Genomic DNA, 21,497 nt, shown 5'->3' on the forward strand with positions numbered 1-21,497 from the left:
AGAATAAGCGGAGATTTTTCTTCACATCATCCGGGTGATGTTTCTCTTCTGACCCGTGGAAAAGGGTTTGATGAGAGAATTTCTCTCAAAAGGTGGTGATATGGATGGTGAGCGTTTCGATCGAGCGACCCGGCAGATTCTGGAGGCCTTGCAGGCCGACAGCCGGCAAAGCACTCAGGCCCTGGCCGACAAAGTGGGCTTGTCCGCCACGCCGGTGTGGCGGCGCATCAAGGAACTAGAAGACTCGGGCGTGATCCGCCGCCATGTGGCGCTGGTGGATCGCGAGAAGCTGGGCCTCAATATCTGCGTCCTGGCCAATGTCAGCCTGGTGCGTCACAGCGAGGGCGCGGTGGATCAGTTCGAGCGCCTGGTGCTGGCCAGCCGCGAGATCATTGAATGCCACGGCATTACCGGCGAGGCCGATTACGTCATCAAGGTCGTGGTGCCGGATATGAAGGCCTACGACATGTTTCTGCAAAGCCAGGTCTTCAAAGTGCCCGGCGTGGCCAGCGTGCGCAGCAATGTGGTGCTGCGCGAAGTGAAGTACGAAACGGCGCTGCCCGTGGACTAAAAACTGGGGTCAGAGTCGATTTATTTTTCCGGCGGCGTGACGTTGGCGTGCTGAGATAAATTGACTCTGACCCCGGTGTTTCAGGCCTTCTTCAAAAACTCCGACTTCAGGCTGAGGCTGACGCCGTCAATCTTGCAGTCCACATCATGGTCGCCGTCGACCAGGCGGATGCCCTTGGCCTTGCTGCCTTTTTTCAGCACGATGGACGAGCCCTTGACCTTGAGGTCTTTAATCAGGATGACGGAGTCGCCGTCGACCAGGACCTGGCCGTTGGCATCGCGCACCACCTTGGCGCCGTCCTCAGTCGCGCCGTCTTGCGCTGCTTCATCGCTCCATTCATGGCCGCAATCGGGGCAGATATTCATCGCGCCGTCGCGATAGGTGTTCTCGAGCGTGCAAACAGGGCAGGCGGATGGGTTTGACATGGTGATGGGGGCTCAGAGCCGGTGTGGCGCATTGCTGCGCATGGTGGTGGGGTGTTCCAGACGCGAGAGGCCGCTTGGCCTGCAAGGCTGGACAGTGGATGAGGGCTATTTTCGCTCATGGCTTTTGGCAGGGTCCGCCCAGGCAAGCCATACTCGCTGCTCTTTCATCTTCAGTTCCATCGCGCGGAGAAATCTTGACCATGAAATTGCTGCACAACACTCGTAGAACCGCTCTTTTGGCCAGCCTGACCGTGCTGCTCGGCATGTCGAGCGCGGCGTCCATCGCGCAAGCGCAGGTGGAGGATCAAAGCCTGAAGGCCGCCATCGCCGCCGGCCATCGCACGCCGGCCTTTGCCGCCCGCGATGCGGCACGCCACCCCTACGAGACGCTGAGCTTTTTCGGCATCAAGCCGAATATGACCGTGGTGGAGTTGGCGCCCGGCGGCGGCTGGTATACCGAAATCCTGGCGCCCTATCTGCGTGACAAGGGCCGCCTAGTGCTGGGTGGTGACGACCCGGCCTCGACCCAAGCCTATTTCCAGCGCAGCGCCGCGCGCATGCAAGAGAAGCTGGCCGCCAACCCGGCCCTCTACGACCGCGTGCAAGTGGGTGTGTTCAGCCCCGCCGCCGGCAAGCTGAGCTATGTGGCACCCGCTTCGGCCGATCTGGTGCTGACCTTCCGCAATGTGCACAACTGGGTCTCGCAAGGCGAGGCCGCGACCCAAGCCGCGTTCAAGAGCGCCTTTGACTCGCTCAAGCCCGGCGGTGTCTTCGGCGTGGTGGAACACCGCCTGCCCGCCGACCGGGTGCAGGATGCCAAGGCCAGCAGCGGCTACGTCCACCAAAGCTATGTCGTGCGCATGGCCGAGAGCGTGGGCTTCAAGCTGGCGGGCAGCTCAGAAGTCAATGCCAACCCCAAGGACAAAGCCGATCACGAAGGCGGCGTTTGGGCCTTGCCTCCGACCTACGGCAATAAGGACAAGGACCGCGCCAAGTACGAGGCCATCGGCGAGAGTGACCGCATGACGCTCAAATTCGTCAAGCCTTGATGGACCAGGCGGGACCGTTGGCGAGCGAGGTCGCACCCTCGCCGCGCATCGCCTTCATCGGCGCCGGGCGCCTGGGCCAGACCTTGGCCCGGGCGCTCGCCGGCGCCGGCTTGGCCGTGGTGGCCGTGGCCTCGCGGCAGGCGGCCAGCGCGCAGGCCCTGGCCGCACGCATCCCTGGCTGCCAGGCCATGTCGGCCGAGGCCGCTATGGCCTCAGCAGACCTGGTGTTCCTGACCGTGCCGGATGATGCCCTGGCCGCGGTGGCACAAAGCCTGCCCTGGCGTGCCGACCAGGCCGTTGTGCATTGCAGCGGTGCCAGCGAACTCAGCGTGCTGAGCGCGGCCAGCGCGGCGGGCGCGCAAGTCGGCGGCTTCCACCCTTTGCAGATTTTTTCCGACCCCGAGCGCGCCTTGCAATTGCTGGCTGGCAGCGTGGTGGCGATCGAGGCCGAGCCGCCTCTGCTGGCGCGGCTGCAAGGCTTTGCCCAGCGCCTGGCCATGCAGCCCTTGCGCTTGCCGCCTGGCAGCCGGGTGGCTTATCACGCGGCGGCAGGCTATGCCGCCAGCTTCATGCTCTCGCTGCTGGACGAGGCGCAGCAGATCTGGGCCGGCATCGGCCTGCCGCCGGAGCAGGCTTTGCAGGCCTTGTTGCCGCTGGCCCGGGGCACCTTGCAAGCGGCGGAAAGCCGAGGCTTGGCCGGCGCGCTGTCGGGGCCGATCTCGCGCGGCGATGGCGGCGTGGTCACCGCGCACTTGCAGGCCTTGAGCGAATTGGGCGGTGAGCATGCGTCCTTCTACCGCCAACTGGCCCTGCGCCAGCTGGCCTTGGCGGCCCAGAGCGGCCGCCTGGATGAGGCCACGCTGAAGGGCTTGCGCGAGCGCTTGCTGGCCTGAGTCACAGGGCGCTGGCGGTGCTGCTGCCAAGCCTAGTTGCAGGCGCCTAATTGAAGCATCCAGATCGCTACGGTCGCCGATGCCCGGCCCCTAGAATGAAGTATGAACCTCGATGTGCCGACACTGTTTGTCGTGGTCAGCCTCATGTCGCTGGTGATGGGGCTGTGGATCTGCGTCATGGCCTGGGGGCAGCCGCCTGAAGATCCGCGCTGGGCCTGGGCCTGGTCCCTGGGGGCGTTCACTTGCGCGCAACTGCTGTTCGGTGCCAGCCATTTGATGTCGCCGCGCTGGGCCGTTACTGCCAATGCGGCCGCTTATGCCTGCACCTTGGTCTTGATGCTGCTGGCGCTACGGCGTTTCTATGGCTTGATGCGGCGCAGCTTTTGGCTTTGGTCGCCGGCGCTGCTGGCGCCGTTATCGGCTTTTGTGCTGTTTGAGCAGCTGCAATGGCGGGTTTTCTGCGTCAGCCTCGTGTTCATGGTGCAGATCGCCTTGATCCTGCGCGTCTTGCTCAGCCCCAAGCTGCAGCATCAGGGGCGCGGGCGCTTCATGCTGGTAGCGGCCTTCGCCTTTGTGTTGGTGATCTTGTTGGCGCGGCTGGTGCTGGTGGCCGGCGAGGTGCCCATCAACAATGCGGCCCTGGGGAGCGAGCGTGCCGTGGCGCTCTTGATCGTGGCGGCCTTGTTGGGCGTCTTGAGCAACTCCCTCGGCTTCATCTACATGATCATGGAGCGGGCCGAGCGGCGCAATTTCGAGCTGGCTATGCAAGACATGCTGACCGGCTTGCAGAACCGCCGCGCCATCGCCGATCAGCTGGCCATGGCCGTGGCCCGCGCCCGGCGCCAGGGTCAGGTCTTGAGTGTGTTGATGATGGACATCGACCACTTCAAACGCGTCAACGACAACTATGGCCATTTGGCGGGCGACAAGGTCTTGCAATCGGTGGCCCAAACCCTGCAGTCGCGCCTGCGTGAACAGGATCAGATCGGCCGCTTCGGCGGCGAGGAATTCCTGCTGATCCTGCCCGACACCAGCCTGGAGGGCGCCCTGACCCTGGCCGAAGACTTGCGTGCTGCGGTGGAAAGCAGCCCGACGACTTGGGAGCAGCAAACCATCCGCGTCACCATCAGCATCGGGGTCTGGGGTGGGCTGATCTCACCCGCCGATACGGCAGACACCCTGGTGGGCGCAGCCGATACGGCCATGTATCGCGCCAAAGTGGGTGGCCGCAACCAAGTGGCGCATTGAGCCGGCACGGCAGCCGTGCGAGACTGCGTCGGCGCGCCGCTTGAACTGAGCAGCACGGCACTGCGCTGATCCAGCGCGCCATCACGTCAACACGCTAACCCATCCACAGGGCTGACCCGCATGTTCACTGTCTACGGCATCAACGGCCGCATCTACAGCGGCCCCCTCGAAGGTCTGCGCTCGCTAGGCCCCGTGCAAGCGGTGGCGCGTGCACGGGCGGTGGCGCCGGTGCGCGCCCGTGGCAGTGATGCGAGCGACGCCAGCTTCACGCATGAATGGCCGGGCCTGTCCAGCGGCGTGGTGCGCGCCGAGCCCCAGCCCGATGCACCCATGATGGCGGAGGAGCCGCTGCCGCGCGATGCCCTGGCCCTCTATGCCAAAGCCCAGGCCCGAGTGCCTGTTGATGCGCCACGCCAGCCGCTTCGTCTGGTGGAAGAGTTGATGAGCCGCCAGCTGATCACGGTGCCGCAAGACGCCAGCCTGGCCGAAGGCCTGGCGCGTTTGAGCGAGGCCAAGGTCGGCCAAGCGCCGGTGGTCAATGCCGGCGGGCATTTGGTGGGCCTGCTTTTGCGCGGCGATTTGCTGCCCACGCCTTTGGACCTGGAGGACAGTGCGGCCTGGGCCGCCTGGTTCAAGCGCCCGGTGTCGGCGGCGATGTGGACGCCGGTGCCCAGCGCCCACCCCGACACGCCCTTGCGCGAAGTGGCGCAAGCCCTGCTGGACTTCCGCCTGCCCGGCATGCCGGTGCTGGATGAGCAGAGCGCGCTGATCGGCTTTCTGTCCCGCAGCGATATCTTGCGGGCGCTGACGCGTGAGCCGCCGCTGGAGTTGTGGTCCTGAGGTTCAAGACCAGCTGATCGGATCGACCCGGTAGTAACGGCTCAATTGCTCGTACAGCGCCGGATGCTGTTGAGCCAGTTCGGGACCGCGCTCGAAGAAGAGTTCGCTGCTGCAGGCAAAGAACTCGGCCGCATCGGTGGCCGCGTATGCATCCATCAAACCTGCGGGCTGGCCGCTCGCCAAGCGTTGCCGCAAGGCATTGAATTCGGCGAGCATGACCGCAGACCAGCGCCGGTAGGCTGGCGTGCTGTGCAGCGGCGGAGCGCCATTGGCGAAGCCCTTGACTTGGTCGAGCTGGTGGGCGAATTCGTGAATCACCACGTTGTGCCCATCCTGCGGGTTGGCCGCGCCGGCCAGCACATCTTGCCAAGACAGCACGACCTGACCCTGGGCCCAGCTTTCGCCTGTCAGCGCCTGGCGCTGCGGTGCCATCTGCAAGCCCGCCGGCCCGGCCTGGACGCGCTCCACCGCAAAAGCGCCGGGGTAGAGCAGGATTTGCTGCAGCTTGGGGTAGTAGCCGCGCCGCGCGCCCAGCAGCGGGAAGCAGGCCAGCGCGGCGATGACGACGCGCATCTCATCCCTGACCTTCAGGCCCGCGCAGCCGATGATGGGCTTCTCGGCCAGCAGCACTTGCATATCGGCCTTCAGTCGCAACTGAAGATCCGCCGGCAGGCGCTGCACCGCCGGCACATGCTTGCGCAAGATGCGCCGCCACGCGGCCGGGAAGGGCTGCTCACGCAGCCGACGACGGCGCCGCTCTTTGAAAATGGGCCCACCCGCCAGCCACACGATCAGGGCCAGGCTCAGGGCGATGACGATCAAAAAAGGGATGAGGCTGGCGCTGTCCATGTGCTGTGCAGTTGGGTGCGCTGTTGGCGAAATGCAAGTGGGCAAGCGCGAATTCTTCGCCGCCGCGCATGGGCTAAGCTGCAAGCATGAGCCTCCATACTAGCCCTGCCAGCCCACCTTCCTTGCACGCCTGGCAGGTCATCCTCGGTGGCATCAGTGCCCTGGTGTTGACCTTGGGCCTGGCGCGTTTTGCCTTCACGCCCTTGCTGGCGTTGATGCAGACGCAAGCTGGCCTGTCCGATGCCGCCGGCGGCTGGCTGGCCGCCATCAATTACATGGGCTATATGAGCGGGGCCTTGTTGGCCTCCTGGCTGGAGTCGCCGCGTTGGCGCCATCGGCTCTACAGCCTCGGCCTCTGCCTGAGCGTGGTGGTCACCGCCTTGATGGGCATGAGCGACAACTTCTGGGTTTGGGCCTTGTCGCGCTATTTGGGTGGGCTGTGTGGGGCCGCGGGCATGCTGCTGGGTTCGGGTCTGGTGCTGAACTGGCTGATGCGCAGTGGCCACCGGCCGGAGCTGGGCCTGCATTTCATGGGCATAGGCCTGGGCATCATCGTCTCGGCCTTAGGCGCGCTGCTGATGGCGCGCCTGCTGCTGCCATGGGCTCAGCAATGGTTTGGCTTTGCCTTGTTCGGCCTGATCTTTTTGATCCCGGCCTGGGCCTGGCGGCCGCCTGTGCCGGTCGCTCAAGGCCCTGCGCCGGCGTCAACAACTGCGGCCAGTGCCGCTGCCGACTTGCGCAAGCCCTCGCGGGCCTGGACGGCTTGGATGACGGCCATCTATTTCTGCGGGGGCTGGGGCTTTGTGATCAGCGCCACCTTTACCGTCACCATCGTCGAGCGCCAGCCCTTGCTGGCCGGGCAGGGGCCTTGGGCTTGGCTGCTGGTGGGCCTGGCGGCGATGCCGGCGGTGTTTCTGTGGGACCGGGTGGCGCGGCGGGTGGGTGAGTTGCAAGCCTTGCTGATTGCCTTTGCGCTGCAATGCGTGTCGGTTCTGGTGCCGGCAGCGTCAGACAGCCTGGCTGCCGCGCTGAGCGGTGCGCTGCTCTACGGCGCCACCTTCATCGGCATCGTCAGCATGACGCTGGCGCTGGTGGGGCGGCGCTCGCCCGCCAATCCGGGCAAGGCGATGGCGCGGCTGACGCTCAGCTATGGCCTGGCGCAAGTGTGCGCGCCGGCGCTCAGTGGTGCGATGGCTCAGGCCAGCGGCAATTACCGTGCCGCGCTGCTGCTGACGGCGCTTGTGCTCGCCTTGGGTATGGCGGGCTTGTGGCGCTTGATTCGGCTGGAGCGGCGGGAACTGCATGCGCAGCAGAATCAGCTGGAAGTGGCGAGCCGCGGCCGTTAGTTTTCCCACTCGCAAAAATACCTGAGAACGTTTTGGCGCGGCCACTCTGCTTTTAAACTGCGCTCATATGCCCAGTGCATTCATGCCAGTCAGCGGAGGTCATGTGAAGTCTCAAAAATTCAGCCGTCTTGTTTGTAGTCTGACGATCGGCGCATTGCTGCTGCCGGCCGGTGCGGCCCGCGCCGCCGAACAAACCGTGGAGTTGCGTTCGCGCGGCGGCTACGAATCCATGCCGCTGTCTGCGGGCACGCGGGATGTGGAACTGCTGGAGCAACTGGGCGGCACCTGCCGCTTCAACCGCAGTTGGGGCTTTGACCTCAGCAACAAGGAGCTGTGGGTCAACAACGGCTGCGCGGCGCGCTTCAAGATTGTTGGCAACAATTTGAACAATGGCAGCGATGGCAATAACGAAGAAGCCAAGGACAGCAGCGGCGTGAACCCCGCCGTGGCTCTGGCCGCGCTGGCGGCGATTGCCGGTGTGGCGGTGTTGGCCACGCGCGACCGTGACAACAACAACAATAACAACAACTACCCGGACGATAACGGCCCCAGCTACCCCGGCGGGCGTGATCGTGTGATCCGTGGCCCGGGTGGCATGTGCCTGGACATCGACGGCAATGCGCGTCAAGGCGCCGGCGCCATCCTCTTCCGCTGCCATGGTGGCGGCAACCAGCGATTCAGCTATGGGCGCGGCGGTGAGCTGCGCGTGGGCGGCAATCTCTGCCTGGATGTGCAGGGCGGCAATGGCGATGACGGCACGCGCCTGATCGCCTGGGGCTGCAACGGTCAGCGCAACCAGCGTTGGAATTTCTACGGCAACCAGATCCGCAGCCAGATGAATGGCAAGTGCGTGGATGTGCGGGACGGCCGCTTCCAGCAAGGCCAGCCGGTGCAGCTCTATCGCTGCAATGGCAGCAGCTCGCAGCGCTGGTCCTGGTAAGCCAGCTCCGCCGCTTTGTCGGTCGATCAATTGCATTTGGGAGATGCCTGCTCATGAAGACGCCTAACTCTGCTCGGATCAGCTCTTGGATCCTCGCTTGCAGCGCCGTACTGGCCCTGCTGAATGTGCCCACGGCGCAAGCCGGCGAGCCTGCGCCGGCCCAGGCCGGCAAACCGCCGGCGCAAGCCAAGGGCGGCGAGCCTGCTGCGCGCCTGCCGTCTCCTAGTGCGATTCGGCGAGCCTTCGAGCGCGGTGATCTTGACCACGACGGCTTCATCAGCCTGGAAGAATTCCGCAAAGACATGCTGCAGAGCTGGCATGCCCTGGACGCTGACCGTGATGGTTTTCTTTCACGCGATGAGTTGCTGGCCGTTGGCGGACCCAGGCATGCCGAGCGGGTGCTGCGTACTTTGCAGCAGTTTGATCAGGACACGGATCAGCGCCTGAGCTTCAAAGAGGTGATTGGCGCGCGCATGGCCGGCTTTGACGGCGCCGATGCCAATCATGACGACAAGCTGAGCCTGCAGGATGTGCTGGACTATGAGCTCAAGGCCGGCCAGCGCCTCTTGTCCGACGGCCTGGCCCCGGCGCGGGTCAAGGCTCGCCCACAAGGCGGCAAGTAAGCCGCCAGAGCACGCGTCGCAACGCTCGGCCCGGGGGCGGTTCTTAGCTCACTCCCCGGGGCCTTGCTGGTTCAATCGAGTGCCGGGCCGCCTTCTTCGAAGCGCTCGCCCTTGGCCGCCATCTCCTGCAGCAGCTGCGCGGGCTCAAAACGCGGGCCATGCAGGCGGGCCAGTTCAGTGGCGCGTGCCACGAATGGCTTAAGGCCCAGGCTGTTGATGAACTGCAGCGCGCCGCCCTGGAAGGGCGCGAAGCCCCAGCCCAGGATGCTGCCGATATTGCCGTCCGCCACCGAGCGCAGCACGCCTTCTTGCAAGCAGCGCGCAGCCTCGTTGGCTTGCACAAACATCAGCCGAGCTATCAGCACTGATTGCGCGGGTTGCTCGGCGGCCAGCGGGTAGAGCTGGGCCAGTCCCGGCCACAAGCTCTTGTCTCCGGCCTGCCAGTCGTAAAAGCCCTGGCCCACTTTTTTGCCGACGCGGCCCAGCTCACACAGCTGGCGCAGCACGGCCTCGCCGGGATGCTCGGTGTAGACCTGACCCTCGGCCTCCACATCCTTGCGGGTCTGGGTCGCCACATGCAGGCCCAGGCTGAGGCTGACCTCGTCTTGCAGGGCCAGGGGCGGCATGGGCATGCCAGCTTGCAGGCCGGCCATTTCGATGGCGCGCGGGTGCACGCCTTCGCGCAACATCGCCAGCCCTTCCATCACATAGGTGGCAAACACGCGGCTGGTGTAGAAGCCGCGCGAGTCGTTGACGACGATGGGCGTCTTGCCGATCTGCAGGCAGAAGTCGAAGCCGCGCGCCAGGGTCTGCGCCGAGGTCTCCTTGCCCACAATGATTTCCACCAGCGGCATCTTGTCCACCGGCGAGAAGAAGTGCAGGCCCAGGAACTGCGCCGGGCGCTGGCTGGCTTGCGCCAGGCCGGTGATCGGCAGGGTGGAAGTGTTGGAAGCAAAGACCGCCGTGTCCGCCAGCTGGGCTTCGGCCAGCGCGGTGACCTGGGCCTTGACGGCGCGGTCCTCGAACACCGCTTCAATCACCAAGTCGCAGCCCCGCAAGGCCGCGTAGTCGGTGCTCGGGGTGATGAGGGCCAGCAGGCGCTCGCGCTTCTCCGCGGTCGAGCGGCCCCTCTTCACCGCCTTGTCGAGCAGGTCTTGCGAATACTGCTTGCCCTTGTCGGCTGCGGCCTGGCTTTGGTCCAGCAGCACCACGGGAATGCCTGCTTTGGCGGCGGCATAGGCAATGCCCGCGCCCATCATGCCGGCACCCAGAATGCCCAGTCGTTGGACTTGGCTGGCCGGCACATCGGCCGGGCGCGAAGCGCCTTTCTTGATCGCATTGAGCTGATACCACAGCGTGCCAATCAGATTGCGCGAGGCGGGGCTGATGGCGCAGGCCGCGAAGTAGCGGGATTCGATTTCCAGGCCGCGGTCGATGTCGGTCAGTCCACCCTCGAACACACTGGACATGATGTGACTCAGCGCCGGGTAGTTGCCAAAGCTCTTGGCGGCCGCCATCGACGGGCCAATCGCCAGCAATTGCGCCGCTGCGGGCGAGCGTGAATCGCCGCCGGGGTAGCGGAACTTAGGTGCGTCCCAGGGCTGGACGGGCTTAGGCGTGGCGGCGATCCAGGCGCGCGCCTGCGTCAGCGCGTCTTCGGCGTTAGCGGCCAGGGCATTCACCAGGCCGCTGCTGAGCGCCAGCGCCGCCGGCACATGCGTGCCTTCGGCCATCCATTGCAAGGCTTGTTGCATGCCCACCAGGCGCGGCAGGCGTTGGGTGCCGCCGCCGCCGGGCAGCAGGCCCAGCTTGACTTCGGGCAGGCCGAGGCGGGCGCGGCCGTCATCGACCACGATGCGCCAGTGGCAGCCCATCGCAATTTCCAGCCCGCCGCCCAGGCACAGGCCGTGCAGGATGGCGACCACCGGCTTGCCGCAGCGCTCCAGCCGGCGGATAAAGCTCTTGAAGCGCATTGATTCGTCAAAGGCTTCTTGCGCGGTGCTCAGGGCGCGCAGGCGGTCCACATCGGCGCCGGCCAGAAAGTCTTTCTTGGCCGAGCGCAGGATCAGGCCTTTGACACCGGAATCGCTTTCCAGCCGTGCCGCCAGGGCGATCAGCGGCGTCGCCAGCGCATCCGTCAGGATGTTCATCGAATGGCCGGGCAGGTCCATGGTGGCGACGAGGATGGCATCGGCGCCGAGTTCGAGGTGGAGTGCCTCGGAAGTTGGGTGTGAGGTGCTCATGAACTCAGACTCTTTCGATCACGGTGGCGATGCCCATGCCGCCGCCTACGCACAGCGTGGCGCAGCCGGTGCTCAAATTGCGACGTTCCAGCTCTTCCAGCAGCGTGCCCAGGATGATGCAGCCGGTGGCGCCCAGGGGGTGTCCCAGAGCGATGGCGCCGCCGTTGACGTTGACGCGATCGAGACTAAGGCCCAGGTCGCGCGCCGTCTTCATCGGCACGGTGGCAAAGGCTTCGTTGATTTCCCACAGGTCAATGTCGGCCGCCGTCATGCCGGCCTGGCGCAGCGCCTTGTGGCAAGCCGGGGTCGGGCCGGTCAGCATGATGGTGGGCTCGGAGCCGATGACTGCAGCCGCCCGGATGCGCGCGCGCGGCTTGAGGCCGGCTGCCGCACCCGCGGCTTGGTTGCCCACCAGCATCAGCGCCGCACCGTCCACGATGCCGGATGAATTGCCCGCATGGTGCACATGCTGGATGCGCTCCAGCGTCGTGTACTTGCGCAGGGCGGTGGCGTCAAAACCCATTTGGCCCATGGCGGCGAAAGAGGGATTGAGCTTGGCCAGGGTCTCCAGCGTGGTGCCGGGGCGAATGGTTTCATCCTCGGCCAGCAAAGTCAGCCCGGCAATGTCTTGCACCGGCACGATGGCGTGGCGGAAGTGGCCGGCGGCCTGGGCGGCCGCGGCGCGGCGATGTGATTCAACGGCGTAGCTGTCGACATCGGCGCGGCTGAAGCCCTCCAGCGTGGCGATCAAATCGGCACTGACGCCTTGTGGCACAAAGCCCAGGGCTTGGTTGATGCGCGGATCCATGAACCAGGCGCCGCCGTCGCTGCCCATGGGCCAGCGGCTCATCGATTCCACCCCACCGGCCACCACCAGGTTCTCAAAACCGCTGCCGACCTTGGCCGCGGCGAGGTTGATGCTCTCCAGCCCCGAGGCGCAAAAGCGCGACTGCGTCAGCCCCGCCACTGTCTCGGCCCAGCCAGCGTCCAGCACGGCGGTGCGGGCGATGTCGGCGCCTTGTTCGCCCAGCGGCGTCACGCAGCCCAGCACCACATCGTCCACCAAGGTGGTGTCGAGTTGGTTGCGGGCTTGCAGGGCTTGCAGCAGGCCGCGCAGCAGCCACACCGGGCTCGCCTGGTGCAGGCCGCCGTCCTTCTTGCCCTTGCCGCGCGGGGTGCGGACATGGTCGAACAGATAGGCGTCGAATGTCATGGGGAATTCCTAGTTATGGCTTGAGCGGGGCAGGCCTCGGCGGCGCAGGGCCGGGGCGGCCCGCATGCCGGGTCACATGAAGCGCGAGGCCAGCTCTTTCATGATCTCGTTGGTGCCGCCGTAGATGCGGGCGACGCGGGCGTCGGCGTAAAGCTCGGCGATGGGGTACTCCATCATGTAGCCGTAGCCGCCGAAGAGCTGCAGGCATTCGTCCATCACCTTGCTGGCCAGATCGGTGGTCCAGGCCTTGACCAGGGCGGCGCGGGCGGCGTCCAGCTCGCCGCGCAGATGGGCGCTCATGCTGGCGTCCAGCAAGGCGCGGGCGGCCAGCACCTGGCTTTGCACCTCGGCCAGCTTGAAGCGGGTGTTCTGGAAGTCCCAGATGGTTTTGCCGAAGGCCTTGCGCTCCTTGGTGTACTTGATGGTTTCTTCGAGGGCACGCTCCATGCCGCCCACGGCAGAGACGGCGATGATCAGCCGCTCTTGCGGCAGCTCTTGCATCAGCTGCACAAAGCCCTGGCCCTCGGTGCCGCTCTCGCCACCCAGCAAATTGCTCACCGGCACCCGCACCTCGTCGAAGAACAGCTCCGAGGTGTCTTGCGCCTTCATGCCGATCTTGTCGAGGTTGCGGCCACGGCGGAAGCCCGGCACCAGCGTGCCATCGGCGTTCTCCACTTCCACCACCAGCAGCGAAATGCCTTTGGCGGCCTGCGCCTTGTCGGTCTTGCAGACCACCACGATCAGATTGGCATTCTGGCCATTGGTGATGAAGACTTTTTGGCCCGAGAGTACGTAGTGATCGCCCTCGCGCCGCGCCACCGTGCGCACGTTTTGCAGGTCAGAGCCGGTGCCCGGCTCGGTCATGGCAATGGCACCCACCAACTCGCCGCGGGCCATCTTAGGCAGCCAGCGCTGCTTTTGTTCCTCGCTACCGTAATGCAGGATGTAGGGCCCGACGATGGCCGAATGCAGGCCGCCGCCGAAGCCGCTGAGGTTGGCGCGCGCCTGCTCCAGCAAGATCACCGCGTCATGGCCGAAATCCCCGCCACCGCCGCCGTACTGCTCGGGCATGGAGGCGCACAGCAGGCCGGTGGCGCCGGCCTCCAGCCAGGTGTCGCGGCCCATCATGCCGGCCTCGCGCCATTCGGGCGAACGTGGCACCCAACGTTCTTTGAAGAATCGCGCCACGCTGTCTTGCAGCATCTTGTGTTCTTCGCTGATCCAGGCGGAGGGGAACAGGGGCAGGCTCATGGCTTTAGGTCTCCTGGTCGGCCAGTTGCTGGCGAACCATTGTGTTGATCATGCGCAATTCGGCCAGGGTGGCGTCAATGGCGCTGCGTTTTTGTTCCAACTCGGCAATGGCCTGGCCCGTGCGTTCCAGGGTGAATTCCAGTTGCTTGGTGCGGCCTTCACCGTGCGCGCCGTAGAGGTCAAGAAACTGCTTGATCTCGGCCAGCGAGGAACCCAGGCCCTTGGCGCGCTGAATCAAGCTCAGCCGCGCCCGGTCACGCTGGGTGTAGACGCGTGCGCCGTTGACGCGGCGCGGCGCCAGCAGGCCTTTGTCTTCGTAAAAGCGAATCGCGCGCGGCGTCAGGTCAAAGGCGCGGCATAGCTCGGTGATGCCATACAGCGCCTCGGCCGGGGCCTGGGCGCTGAGGTCTTCCACATTGCGGGCAGCGGCGCGGTGCTGTTGCTGGCGGGTGTTTGCGACTGCCGACATGTGGGATCACACCACGCGTTGCAGCTTCATCGCCACGGCCATATCGCCGCTGACCTTGAACTTGCCCATCATGAAACCATTCATGGGGTTGAGTTCGCCCTTGAGCAAAGCGGCCAGGTTTTCCAGGCTGATGGCGACGGTGCAGTCGGCGTCGCGGTTCTCATTGCTGACCGTGTTGGGCACGCTCTTGCCGTCAATCACGGCCACGCCGTCGTCACCGCAGTCGAACTTCAATACCGCGTTCAGGCCGCTGTCTTCGCTGAGTTTGCCGCGCAGGGCCTCGGTGATGGCTGTCATGTCCATGGTGTTCCTCGCTAGTTGTTCATGTCCCATATGGGTGACGGGCAGCTTAGTCAAAGCGCCTGCCGTGAGCCACATGGTATTCACCAATATGAAATCCACCTGACGTATACGGAAGCTATGGGGCTGGCATCCCTTGCGAAGGAGTCGAGCCCGGAGTGAGCGATTTGCAGGCGCGCCTACGCAGGGCAGCGCAGCGCCTCTTGGCTTGGGGCTTTGGTGGCTTGCGTGAGTCGCGCCGGGCGGGCCGGGCGCGCCATCGCCAGCCCGGCCCAGGCCTGGCCGCTGCTTGCTTTGCCGGCTTGATTCAAGCCATGCCGGGCCGGTCCTTGCGCGCCGTGTCGACTAATTCACGCAAAAACAGCGAGCAGCTCGCCACAGCCGGCCTGGCGTGGTTTTTTGACCCAAATGGCCGCTCAGCGGCTGTTCACGCCTGGGGTCTGAGCGCTATGGTTGACACCAGGGTCGGCGGCGTCGCAGTGCGATGCCTGCCGGAATGATTGTCAGTATCTTCATTCCCCGTTCAGACCGGAGGTTCGTATGGCGCAGCACCAGATGTTCATGGGTACTTGTGGCGGATCACGACCGCGCGTTCATCGGACTGAGTGGGGCCATAGCCGGCTCTTCTTTGCCCTGAGCCTGGGGCTCGGTCTTGGGCTTGCCGCCCAGCAAGCCCGCGCGCAGGAATTCAGCGGCTCGGGCTTTGCCTCGCTGGTGGTGGGGCGAACGACCGGCGACTGCGTCAGCAGCGGCTTGGCGCCGGCCTTCAGCAAGGGCTGTACCCGTTACATCGCGGACTGGGGTCATGCTGGCGTCTACGAGGACGAGTTGAGTGCCAGCCCGGAGTCACGCATCGGCCTGCAGGGCACGGTGAAGTTCAACCCCAGTTTCAGCGTGACGGGGCAGGTGACGGCCCGGGGCTTGAAGGATCAGCATGCCAATCTGGAGTGGCTGTATCTGGCCTATCAGATCGCCCCCGAATGGACGCTGCAAGTCGGGCGCAAGCGCCTGCCGCTCTACTACTACTCTGACTTTCAAGACGTGGGCTATGCCTACAACACCATACGCCCCAGCCCCGATGTGTATGGCTGGGACGTGGTCAATTACAACGGCGCCAGCCTCAGCTATGCCACCGAGTTGGGGCCCTGGTCACTGCGGACCGATCTCTTGTTCGGTGCTGAGAAAAGCAGCAAGAACGCCTACTCGCGGATTTACAGCGACGCACCCAAAACGGTGGAGTGGTCGAATATTGGTGGCGCGAGCGTCGAGTTTTCGCGTGACTGGTTCACCGGCCGCGTCAGCTATGTGCGCAGCAAATTCAAACAGACCGACAAAGACAGCGGCGTCGTCGATGTGGCCGAGGATGGCCCCGCACAAGAATTCCTGGGGCTGGCCCTCAATGCTGACGTCGGCCACTGGATTGTGCGAACCGAGTTCGGTCGGGCGACCCGGAAGTCTTTGAATTACAAAGCGCAGTTTTACTTGGCAACGCTGGGCTACCGCGTCGGTGACTTCACCCTGACCGGCGGCGCCAGCACGTACCAGGAGGACTCGTATGCCGATTCCTACACGCCGGTCAAGCTGCGCAGCCAGTTGCTGGCCCTGCGCTATGAGCTTCACAAGGGCGGCGCCCTGAAGTTCCAGTTTGACCGGGTGAGCGACTCGACGGCAACGCCGGGTGCGGGCAGTGCGCGGGTGCTCAGCGCCTCCTACGACATGGTGTTCTAAACGAGGCGGCCGCCTTTGCGGGCCACCGAGGCGTCAAGATTCTTCAGGAGTTCAAGATGGAAGCGTTCAAGTCATTGAAGTCGGGCCACCCGCTGCGTTGGGGGCTGTTGCTGCTGAGCTTGTGGGCGGCAGGAGCGTCGGCCCAGGTCGTCGTGATCGTCAACCCCAAGAGCCCGCTCAGCACCTTGACGCAAGAGCAGGCGGCGAGTGTGTTCCTGGGCAAGTCCTCCACCTTGCCCGGTGGCGGCATGGCGGTGCCGGCCGATCTGCCTGACGTCAGCTCGGTGCGTGAGCAGTTCTACAGCAAGGCCGCCGGCAAGACCGCCGCGCAGGTCAAGGCGGCGTGGTCGCGTCTGACCTTCTCGGGCAAAGCGGTGCCGCCCAAAGAGCTTGGCAATGCGAACGAGGTGAAGAAGTTCGTCGCGGCCAATGTGGATGCCATCGGCTATATCGAAAAGTCCGCCGTCGACAGCAGCGTCAAGGTGGTCTTGGAGGTGAACTGAGGCTTAGCCGAGGTCAGCCAGCGCTTCAGCGGAGCGTGTGGCCTGGCTGAAGCCGCTAATCATCAAGGCCGGCGCGTGCCGGCCGATTTGTTTACGCGCCATCCGGCGCTGAGGTAGGCCTGAGTTGCTCGCGGGTGTCCGCGCTGACGTCTGAAGACTGGAGCGTATCGACGCCATCAACTTCAGTGACCACTTCATCGCCTTGATCGCCGTGGTCGCCTAGATCGCTGCCGTCGCCTTCCTGGTCCTCGTCAGCCACGGCGGCCACCGCCGGACCACCCCGCTGCGGTGTCTTGGTCTTTTGCTTGCGCTTTTCGGCCTTGAGCTTGCGCTCGGCCTCGGCCAATTCGGCCTTGGCCTGCCATTGGATGAATTCCTCCGGCGTCTCCAGCGTGATGCGGCCCAGAATGTTCTGGCGGAATTCGTAGATCAAGACCTCGGCGGCCTTTTGCATATTGATGCGCCCGCCGCTGAGCACCGCACCGCGCCGCTTGCCAATGGCGCCCAGCAAGTCCTCGTCATTCAGGGCGCTGATGTCGCCGAGCTTGTAGCGCTCGATCAAGGCCTGCGCGTAATCGCGGCGCAGATAGCTGAGCAGCTCCAGCGCAACTTCTTCCTCGTCAAACGCATTGCGGCCGATGGCGCCGCTAGCGGCCAAGTTGTAGCCGCTTTCCTCCACGCTGATGCGGGGCCACAGCATGCCGGGGGTGTCGAAGAGGTAGAAGTCTTCGGCCAGGACGATCTTTTGTTCCAACTTGGTGATGCCGGGCTCGTCGCCGGTTTTGGCGGCGCGCTTGGAGGCCAAGGTGTTGATCAGGGTGGACTTGCCCACATTGGGGATGCCGCAAATCAGCACTCGCACCGGTTTGACCATGCCGCCACGCAAGGGCGCCAACTCGCGGCAGGCCTTGATGAGGGCTTGGGCAGGGGCTTTGATGCTGGCGTCCAGGCCGATGGCGCGGGTGTCGGGCTGGGCGTTGTAATGCGCCAGCCAGAGCGCCGTGCGCTCGGGGTCGGCCAAATCCTGCTTGTTGAGCAGCTTGAGCGTGGGCTTGCCCTCGGTCAGCTTGGCCAGCAAGGGGTTGGCGCTGGAGCCGGGGCAGCGGGCGTCCAGCATTTCGATCACCACGTCGAGGCCGGCCTTCATGCGCTCGTTGATCGCATTCCGGGTCGAATTCATATGCCCGGGAAACCAGTGGATGGCCATGTGCTCAGTCAGTCTGTCAGTGCTAGAAAGAGGCGTATTGTCCTCGACAAGTGTTTTGTAAACAGCTGTTTCGCGTCGGCCGCCTCGCTTACAGCTTGTTGCAGGCCTTTTGAGTCTTGGGCGCATGATCGCTGCAAAGGCACTTGAGCCGAGGCGATGATGAGATTTGAAGGCACGTTAAAGGATTGGAACTATGACCGCGGCTTTGGGGCGATTGCGCCCCGGCAAGGCGGGCAGGAGTTGTTCGTCCATGCGTCGGCCTTCCCTTCGGGCTCGGAGCCGCCCCAGGTGGGCGAGGCCCTGAGCTTCGAGGTGGCGGTGGATCAAAAAGGCCGCAAGCAGGTGCTGCGGGTGCAGCGCAGCGATGGCCCGCCTGCACCTCCCTCCCATGGCGACTTTCTTGCTCCGGCGGCCAGCCGTGAACGCCAGCGCGCGCTGAGCCAAGGGTCTGGGCGCCGGTGGTCGTTTTGGTTGCTGGTGGCCGGTGTGGTGACGCTGAGCGCCGCGGGTGCAGGCCTGTGGGTGGCGAACATCAAGTCCGGCGGCAGCGCCAACTATGCGCAAACTGCCAAGGTGATCAAGGTCAACAAGACGCGCTGATCAGCTGGCACTCAAGGGGGCGCACAAGGAGGCGCTTAGAGCGGCGGCTTCAATCGGTGTCTTTGCCCCAGGGCAAGCTGGCGGTCTTGCGTTCCGAGTTCTTGCGGGTGCGCAGCACGGCCTCAAAGCCCTGGCTGCCGCCGTTGACGATGCTCACCAGCAAGCCCATCACATCTTCTTTGCTGAGACTCTCGGTATCGCGGCGGAACTGCTTGATGGCCATGGCCAGCATCTCGCGCGACACCGTCGGGTGGGTGGCCGCCACAACCGCCATGGCGCTGTAGAGATCGGGGAAGCGGCCGCACAGGGCTTTGATGCGCCGCAGCGCCTGGCCGGGTGTGCTGCGCGCTGCCGGGCCTATCCATTCCACCTCGTTGTTGGCGGCATTGAGCAAGGCTTCAAGGCAGCGAATGCGAGTCTGGAGGTACTCGCCGTCTTGCGCCTGCAGCGCCTGCGCATCGGCTTCTTCATCGCTTTCGGCCTGGTTGTAGCGCTCTTGCACCATGGCATCGAGTGCGGCTTCCAGTTCGGCGAGGGATGCGGCAGGAGGGGTGTCGGCCATGATCTTGAACTTCATCGCAGCGGCGGTGCAATGAGTTCGGCCAGCTTGGCCAAAACTTGAACGCTAGTCGGGCGGAATTGGCTTGTGGCGAGCAGAATCTGGCCAGAACAGCCGACGGGGGCGGGAAGATCCTCTTGATTCATGTCTAGGCTTGGGCAAATATCGGCCCATCCAAAACGGTTGCGGCGCGGGGCTAAAGCCTCGGTGCCGCCTTGCAGGAGCTGCTCATGCCCACACTTTCGCTGCTGAAACCGCGCCACAAGCTGATGTTGGCGGTGGTTTGCGTGATGTTTCTTGCGGCTTGGGTAATCTGAGGCGGGCGGGGAGGGGGCGAGCGCTGAGTTCGCCTGCGGAAATGGGCGCGGCACATCGGTGGCCTAAGTCTTGTCCGTCAGCAGGCGCCTCCCGCGCGGCTGAATGAGCCGAATCCATATACCCAAATGCTCAAATGAAAGAGCCTGCATCAGCAGGCTCTTTTTTCATCAGTCTTCGTTCTTGAAGACCAGTTTGACTTCGTGAGTCTGTTTTTCGCCGGAGGGCTCGAAGCGCCAGTCCATCAAGGCGCGGGTGACGGCCTTGTCAAACACGCGGCGGGGTTCCGCTTCCAGAATTTCAACACCGGTGACCTTGCCATCGCCGTCGATCGACATCTTGGCTTTCACCGCACCGGTGGAAATGGACTGCTGGGCGGCTTCGCGCGGAAACTCCGGCGGCACCTTTTTGATGACTTTGGGCGCTGCGGCGTGGGCGGCGAAGGCCAGGGCCAGGGCGCCGCAGAACAGGGCGATGGAGCGGGTGTTGAAGGGTACTGCGTGGGTCATGATGAAGCCTCTGGGGAGTGAGGAAGTCGTGAATTCTTCGTGTTGAAAATGGTGTGGCAAGCCAGTGAGGTTTGCAGCGAACTCAGTAGCGCGCGTGGGCCTTGGTCGGGCTGAAGAAGCCAACGGCTTCCAGCAGGCGCGAGGAGCTATTCGTCAGCGCGTCGGTCGAGCGGCCCAGCTCATCCACCAAGCTGGTGTTTTGCTGGGTGGTGCGATCCAACTCGTTCATGGCGTTATTGACCACGCCCACGCCGGCCGCCTGCTCTTGGGCCGAGTGCGAGATCTCTTCGATCAGCTGGCCCATATTGTTGACCTCGTCGACCACGCTGCGGATGGTGACGCCGGCGTTGTTGACCAGGGCGGTACCGTTCTCGACCTTGACCGAGGATTCCTGGATCAGCACCTTGATTTCTTTGGCAGCAGCCGCCGAGCGTGAAGCCAGGGCGCGCACTTCGGAGGCCACCACCGCGAAGCCGCGGCCATGCTCACCGGCACGGGCTGCTTCAACAGCAGCGTTCAGGGCCAGGATATTGGTTTGGAAAGCGATGCCGTCGATGACGCCGATGATGTCGCCGATCTTGCGCGAGCTGGCGCTGATCTCTTCCATCGTGTCCACCACCTTGGCCACCACGGCGCCACCGGCCGAGGCCGATTGACGTGCCTTGGTGGCGATGCCGGCGGCGCGGCGGGTCAGGTCGCTGGCGCCATGCAGATTGGCAGCGATTTCTTCAACCGAAGCGGCTGTGTCTTGCAGACTGGCGGCCGAGCGGGCCGTGCGGTCCGACAAATTGACATTGCTTTGCGCGATCTCGCTGGAGTTCTGGGCCACTTCGCCAGCAGCGCTGCTGACGCTGGACACCACGCCGGACAGTGCGCTTTGCATTTCCTTCATCGCGTGCAGCATCTGGTTCAGCTCGCAAGTGCCATTGGGCTGAATCAGCATATTCAGGTCGCCGGAGCTGATGGCCTCGGCGGCCGCCTGGGCGCGCTGGGCCGGCACGACGATAGAGCGGGTGATCACAAAGCCGCCGCCAACACCCAGCACCACCGCCACCAGCACGATGCCGCCGGTCAGCAGCACCGAGGTGCGGGCGGTTTCGCCGCCGGACACGGCCACATCACGGGCGCGGTTGAACTGCAAATCCACCAGGGCCTTGAGGCCGTCTTGGTAGGCTTGTTGGGCCGGGCGCACATCGGTGATCAGGCTTTCACGGGCTTCGTCAGGGCTGGCGTCTTGCTGCACTTTCTCGAAGCGGGCAACGGCGGCAAAGAACTTGACCTCGCGCTCACGCACTTGAGCGATCAGGTCCTTTTCTTCCTTGTCTTGGTCCTGAGAAGCTTCCAGGCTGGCCAATTGCTTTTCACTGTCTTGCAATGCGGTGGCGATGGCGGCCTTCTGCTTCTTGATCTGGCGTGCTTCATCCAGCAGCAGCAGATCGCGCGAGGCGCGGGCAATCACGTTGACATTGCTTTCCAGCGAGTTCGCCGCCGCAATCTTCACGAGGCTGGAATTGGCGGTGCGGTCCAGATCTTGGGCCAAATGGTTTGCCGTGTTGGCGCCGTAACTGCCGATGCCGATCATCAGTACCATCATCAGGCCGAAGCTAACCGCGAGGCGGTGGCTGATGCGCAAATCTGTCAATAGCTTCATGGGAAAAGCTTCTCCTCAACGTACAACTGTTCTTTGCAATCCGCGATGGCTCATGTTCTGGCTGCTTGTTGGCCCCCGAACATGATGATCTTGGCTGGGACTGGCCTGCAGCGAGGCTTGTCACCATTTCGGTTTGGGCGCCGCGGACTTGAGCAAAAGGTCGGT

At 64.3% G+C, this 21,497-nt stretch carries 21 protein-coding genes and 1 pseudogene; 11 read left to right on the top strand and 11 right to left on the bottom strand.

Going from position 1 to position 21,497, the window contains the following annotated elements; translation table 11 throughout:
- Positions 1 to 70: 70 nt before the first annotated feature.
- Positions 71 to 571, top strand: a complete 501-nt coding sequence (locus AABB87_RS11345) for an Lrp/AsnC family transcriptional regulator (RefSeq protein WP_231741435.1) — start codon at positions 71 to 73, stop codon at positions 569 to 571.
- 80 nt (positions 572 to 651) lie between these two features.
- Here AABB87_RS11345 and AABB87_RS11350 read toward each other — a convergent pair whose 3' ends face one another.
- On the bottom strand, positions 652 to 996 hold the full coding sequence (locus tag AABB87_RS11350; protein WP_082680065.1) for a zinc ribbon domain-containing protein YjdM: 345 nt from the start codon (positions 994 to 996) through the stop codon (positions 652 to 654).
- 200 nt (positions 997 to 1,196) lie between these two features.
- On the opposite strand from AABB87_RS11350, the gene AABB87_RS11355 reads away from it, so the two are divergent.
- The 4 genes from AABB87_RS11355 to AABB87_RS11370 all read left to right on the top strand — a co-directional run bounded on the left by AABB87_RS11355 (position 1,197) and on the right by AABB87_RS11370 (position 5,026).
- Positions 1,197 to 2,045, top strand: coding sequence for a class I SAM-dependent methyltransferase (locus AABB87_RS11355; RefSeq protein WP_341971350.1), 849 nt, complete (start codon positions 1,197 to 1,199; stop codon positions 2,043 to 2,045).
- Complete coding sequence (locus tag AABB87_RS11360; RefSeq protein WP_341971351.1) at positions 2,045 to 2,938, top strand: Rossmann-like and DUF2520 domain-containing protein; 894 nt, start codon at positions 2,045 to 2,047, stop codon at positions 2,936 to 2,938. The genes AABB87_RS11355 and AABB87_RS11360 overlap by 1 nt, the downstream gene beginning before the upstream one ends.
- Positions 2,939 to 3,040: 102 nt before the next feature.
- On the top strand, positions 3,041 to 4,186 hold the full coding sequence (locus AABB87_RS11365; protein WP_341971352.1) for a GGDEF domain-containing protein: 1,146 nt from the start codon (positions 3,041 to 3,043) through the stop codon (positions 4,184 to 4,186).
- A 120-nt stretch (positions 4,187 to 4,306) separates the two neighbouring features.
- Positions 4,307 to 5,026 carry a CBS domain-containing protein gene (locus AABB87_RS11370; RefSeq protein ID WP_058720845.1) on the top strand — a complete coding sequence of 240 codons (720 nt, stop codon included), beginning with the start codon at positions 4,307 to 4,309 and terminating at the stop codon, positions 5,024 to 5,026.
- A 3-nt stretch (positions 5,027 to 5,029) separates the two neighbouring features.
- Here AABB87_RS11370 and AABB87_RS11375 read toward each other — a convergent pair whose 3' ends face one another.
- On the bottom strand, positions 5,030 to 5,875 hold the full coding sequence (locus AABB87_RS11375; RefSeq protein ID WP_341971353.1) for a M90 family metallopeptidase: 846 nt from the start codon (positions 5,873 to 5,875) through the stop codon (positions 5,030 to 5,032).
- Between the two features lie 86 nt (positions 5,876 to 5,961).
- On the opposite strand from AABB87_RS11375, the gene AABB87_RS11380 reads away from it, so the two are divergent.
- From AABB87_RS11380 to AABB87_RS11390, 3 genes are all read left to right on the top strand, one after another.
- Complete coding sequence (locus AABB87_RS11380; RefSeq protein ID WP_341971354.1) at positions 5,962 to 7,221, top strand: YbfB/YjiJ family MFS transporter; 1,260 nt, start codon at positions 5,962 to 5,964, stop codon at positions 7,219 to 7,221.
- Between the two features lie 103 nt (positions 7,222 to 7,324).
- Positions 7,325 to 8,161 (top strand): lectin, encoded by an 837-nt coding sequence (locus AABB87_RS11385; protein WP_341971355.1) that lies wholly within the window; start codon positions 7,325 to 7,327, stop codon positions 8,159 to 8,161.
- A gap of 53 nt (positions 8,162 to 8,214) precedes the next feature.
- Positions 8,215 to 8,784: an EF-hand domain-containing protein gene (locus tag AABB87_RS11390; RefSeq protein WP_341971356.1), complete on the top strand. Its 570-nt coding sequence runs from the start codon at positions 8,215 to 8,217 to the stop codon at positions 8,782 to 8,784.
- A 71-nt stretch (positions 8,785 to 8,855) separates the two neighbouring features.
- On the opposite strand, the gene AABB87_RS11395 is transcribed toward AABB87_RS11390, so the two are convergent.
- The 5 genes from AABB87_RS11395 to AABB87_RS11415 form a co-directional block, all read right to left on the bottom strand.
- Positions 8,856 to 11,027: a 3-hydroxyacyl-CoA dehydrogenase NAD-binding domain-containing protein gene (locus AABB87_RS11395; RefSeq protein ID WP_341971358.1), complete on the bottom strand. Its 2,172-nt coding sequence runs from the start codon at positions 11,025 to 11,027 to the stop codon at positions 8,856 to 8,858.
- Positions 11,028 to 11,031: 4 nt separating this feature from the next.
- Entirely contained in the window at positions 11,032 to 12,240 is a 1,209-nt protein-coding gene (locus AABB87_RS11400) for an acetyl-CoA C-acetyltransferase (protein WP_341971360.1), read from the bottom strand.
- A gap of 72 nt (positions 12,241 to 12,312) precedes the next feature.
- Complete coding sequence (locus AABB87_RS11405) at positions 12,313 to 13,491, bottom strand: acyl-CoA dehydrogenase family protein (RefSeq protein WP_058720839.1); 1,179 nt, start codon at positions 13,489 to 13,491, stop codon at positions 12,313 to 12,315.
- Between the two features lie 4 nt (positions 13,492 to 13,495).
- Positions 13,496 to 13,960, bottom strand: a complete 465-nt coding sequence (locus AABB87_RS11410; protein ID WP_341971361.1) for a MerR family transcriptional regulator — start codon at positions 13,958 to 13,960, stop codon at positions 13,496 to 13,498.
- A 6-nt stretch (positions 13,961 to 13,966) separates the two neighbouring features.
- Complete coding sequence (locus AABB87_RS11415) at positions 13,967 to 14,263, bottom strand: SCP2 sterol-binding domain-containing protein (RefSeq protein WP_058720838.1); 297 nt, start codon at positions 14,261 to 14,263, stop codon at positions 13,967 to 13,969.
- A gap of 537 nt (positions 14,264 to 14,800) precedes the next feature.
- Here AABB87_RS11415 and AABB87_RS11420 point away from each other — a divergent pair.
- Together AABB87_RS11420 and AABB87_RS11425 are read left to right on the top strand one after the other, a co-directional pair.
- Positions 14,801 to 15,988: a hypothetical protein gene (locus AABB87_RS11420; RefSeq protein ID WP_341971362.1), complete on the top strand. Its 1,188-nt coding sequence runs from the start codon at positions 14,801 to 14,803 to the stop codon at positions 15,986 to 15,988.
- 56 nt (positions 15,989 to 16,044) lie between these two features.
- Complete coding sequence (locus AABB87_RS11425) at positions 16,045 to 16,491, top strand: hypothetical protein (RefSeq protein ID WP_341971363.1); 447 nt, start codon at positions 16,045 to 16,047, stop codon at positions 16,489 to 16,491.
- Positions 16,492 to 16,750: 259 nt separating this feature from the next.
- Here the strand turns inward: AABB87_RS11425 and ylqF are convergent.
- Positions 16,751 to 17,698, bottom strand: a pseudogene (gene ylqF / locus AABB87_RS11430) (ribosome biogenesis GTPase YlqF); the annotation flags it as partial.
- 156 nt (positions 17,699 to 17,854) lie between these two features.
- On the opposite strand from ylqF, the gene AABB87_RS11435 reads away from it, so the two are divergent.
- Positions 17,855 to 18,298, top strand: a complete 444-nt coding sequence (locus AABB87_RS11435; RefSeq protein ID WP_341971364.1) for a cold-shock protein — start codon at positions 17,855 to 17,857, stop codon at positions 18,296 to 18,298.
- A gap of 49 nt (positions 18,299 to 18,347) precedes the next feature.
- On the opposite strand, the gene AABB87_RS11440 is transcribed toward AABB87_RS11435, so the two are convergent.
- From AABB87_RS11440 to AABB87_RS11450, 3 genes are all read right to left on the bottom strand, one after another.
- Positions 18,348 to 18,875: a hypothetical protein gene (locus AABB87_RS11440; protein WP_341971365.1), complete on the bottom strand. Its 528-nt coding sequence runs from the start codon at positions 18,873 to 18,875 to the stop codon at positions 18,348 to 18,350.
- A 467-nt stretch (positions 18,876 to 19,342) separates the two neighbouring features.
- Positions 19,343 to 19,681 carry a TonB family protein gene (locus tag AABB87_RS11445; protein WP_058720832.1) on the bottom strand — a complete coding sequence of 113 codons (339 nt, stop codon included), beginning with the start codon at positions 19,679 to 19,681 and terminating at the stop codon, positions 19,343 to 19,345.
- Between the two features lie 82 nt (positions 19,682 to 19,763).
- On the bottom strand, positions 19,764 to 21,332 hold the full coding sequence (locus AABB87_RS11450; RefSeq protein WP_341971366.1) for a methyl-accepting chemotaxis protein: 1,569 nt from the start codon (positions 21,330 to 21,332) through the stop codon (positions 19,764 to 19,766).
- Positions 21,333 to 21,497 lie beyond the last annotated feature (165 nt).

Origin of the sequence: Roseateles sp. PN1, assembly GCF_038419725.1 — a bacterium.
Lineage (GTDB): Bacteria > Pseudomonadota > Gammaproteobacteria > Burkholderiales > Burkholderiaceae_C > Paucibacter_A.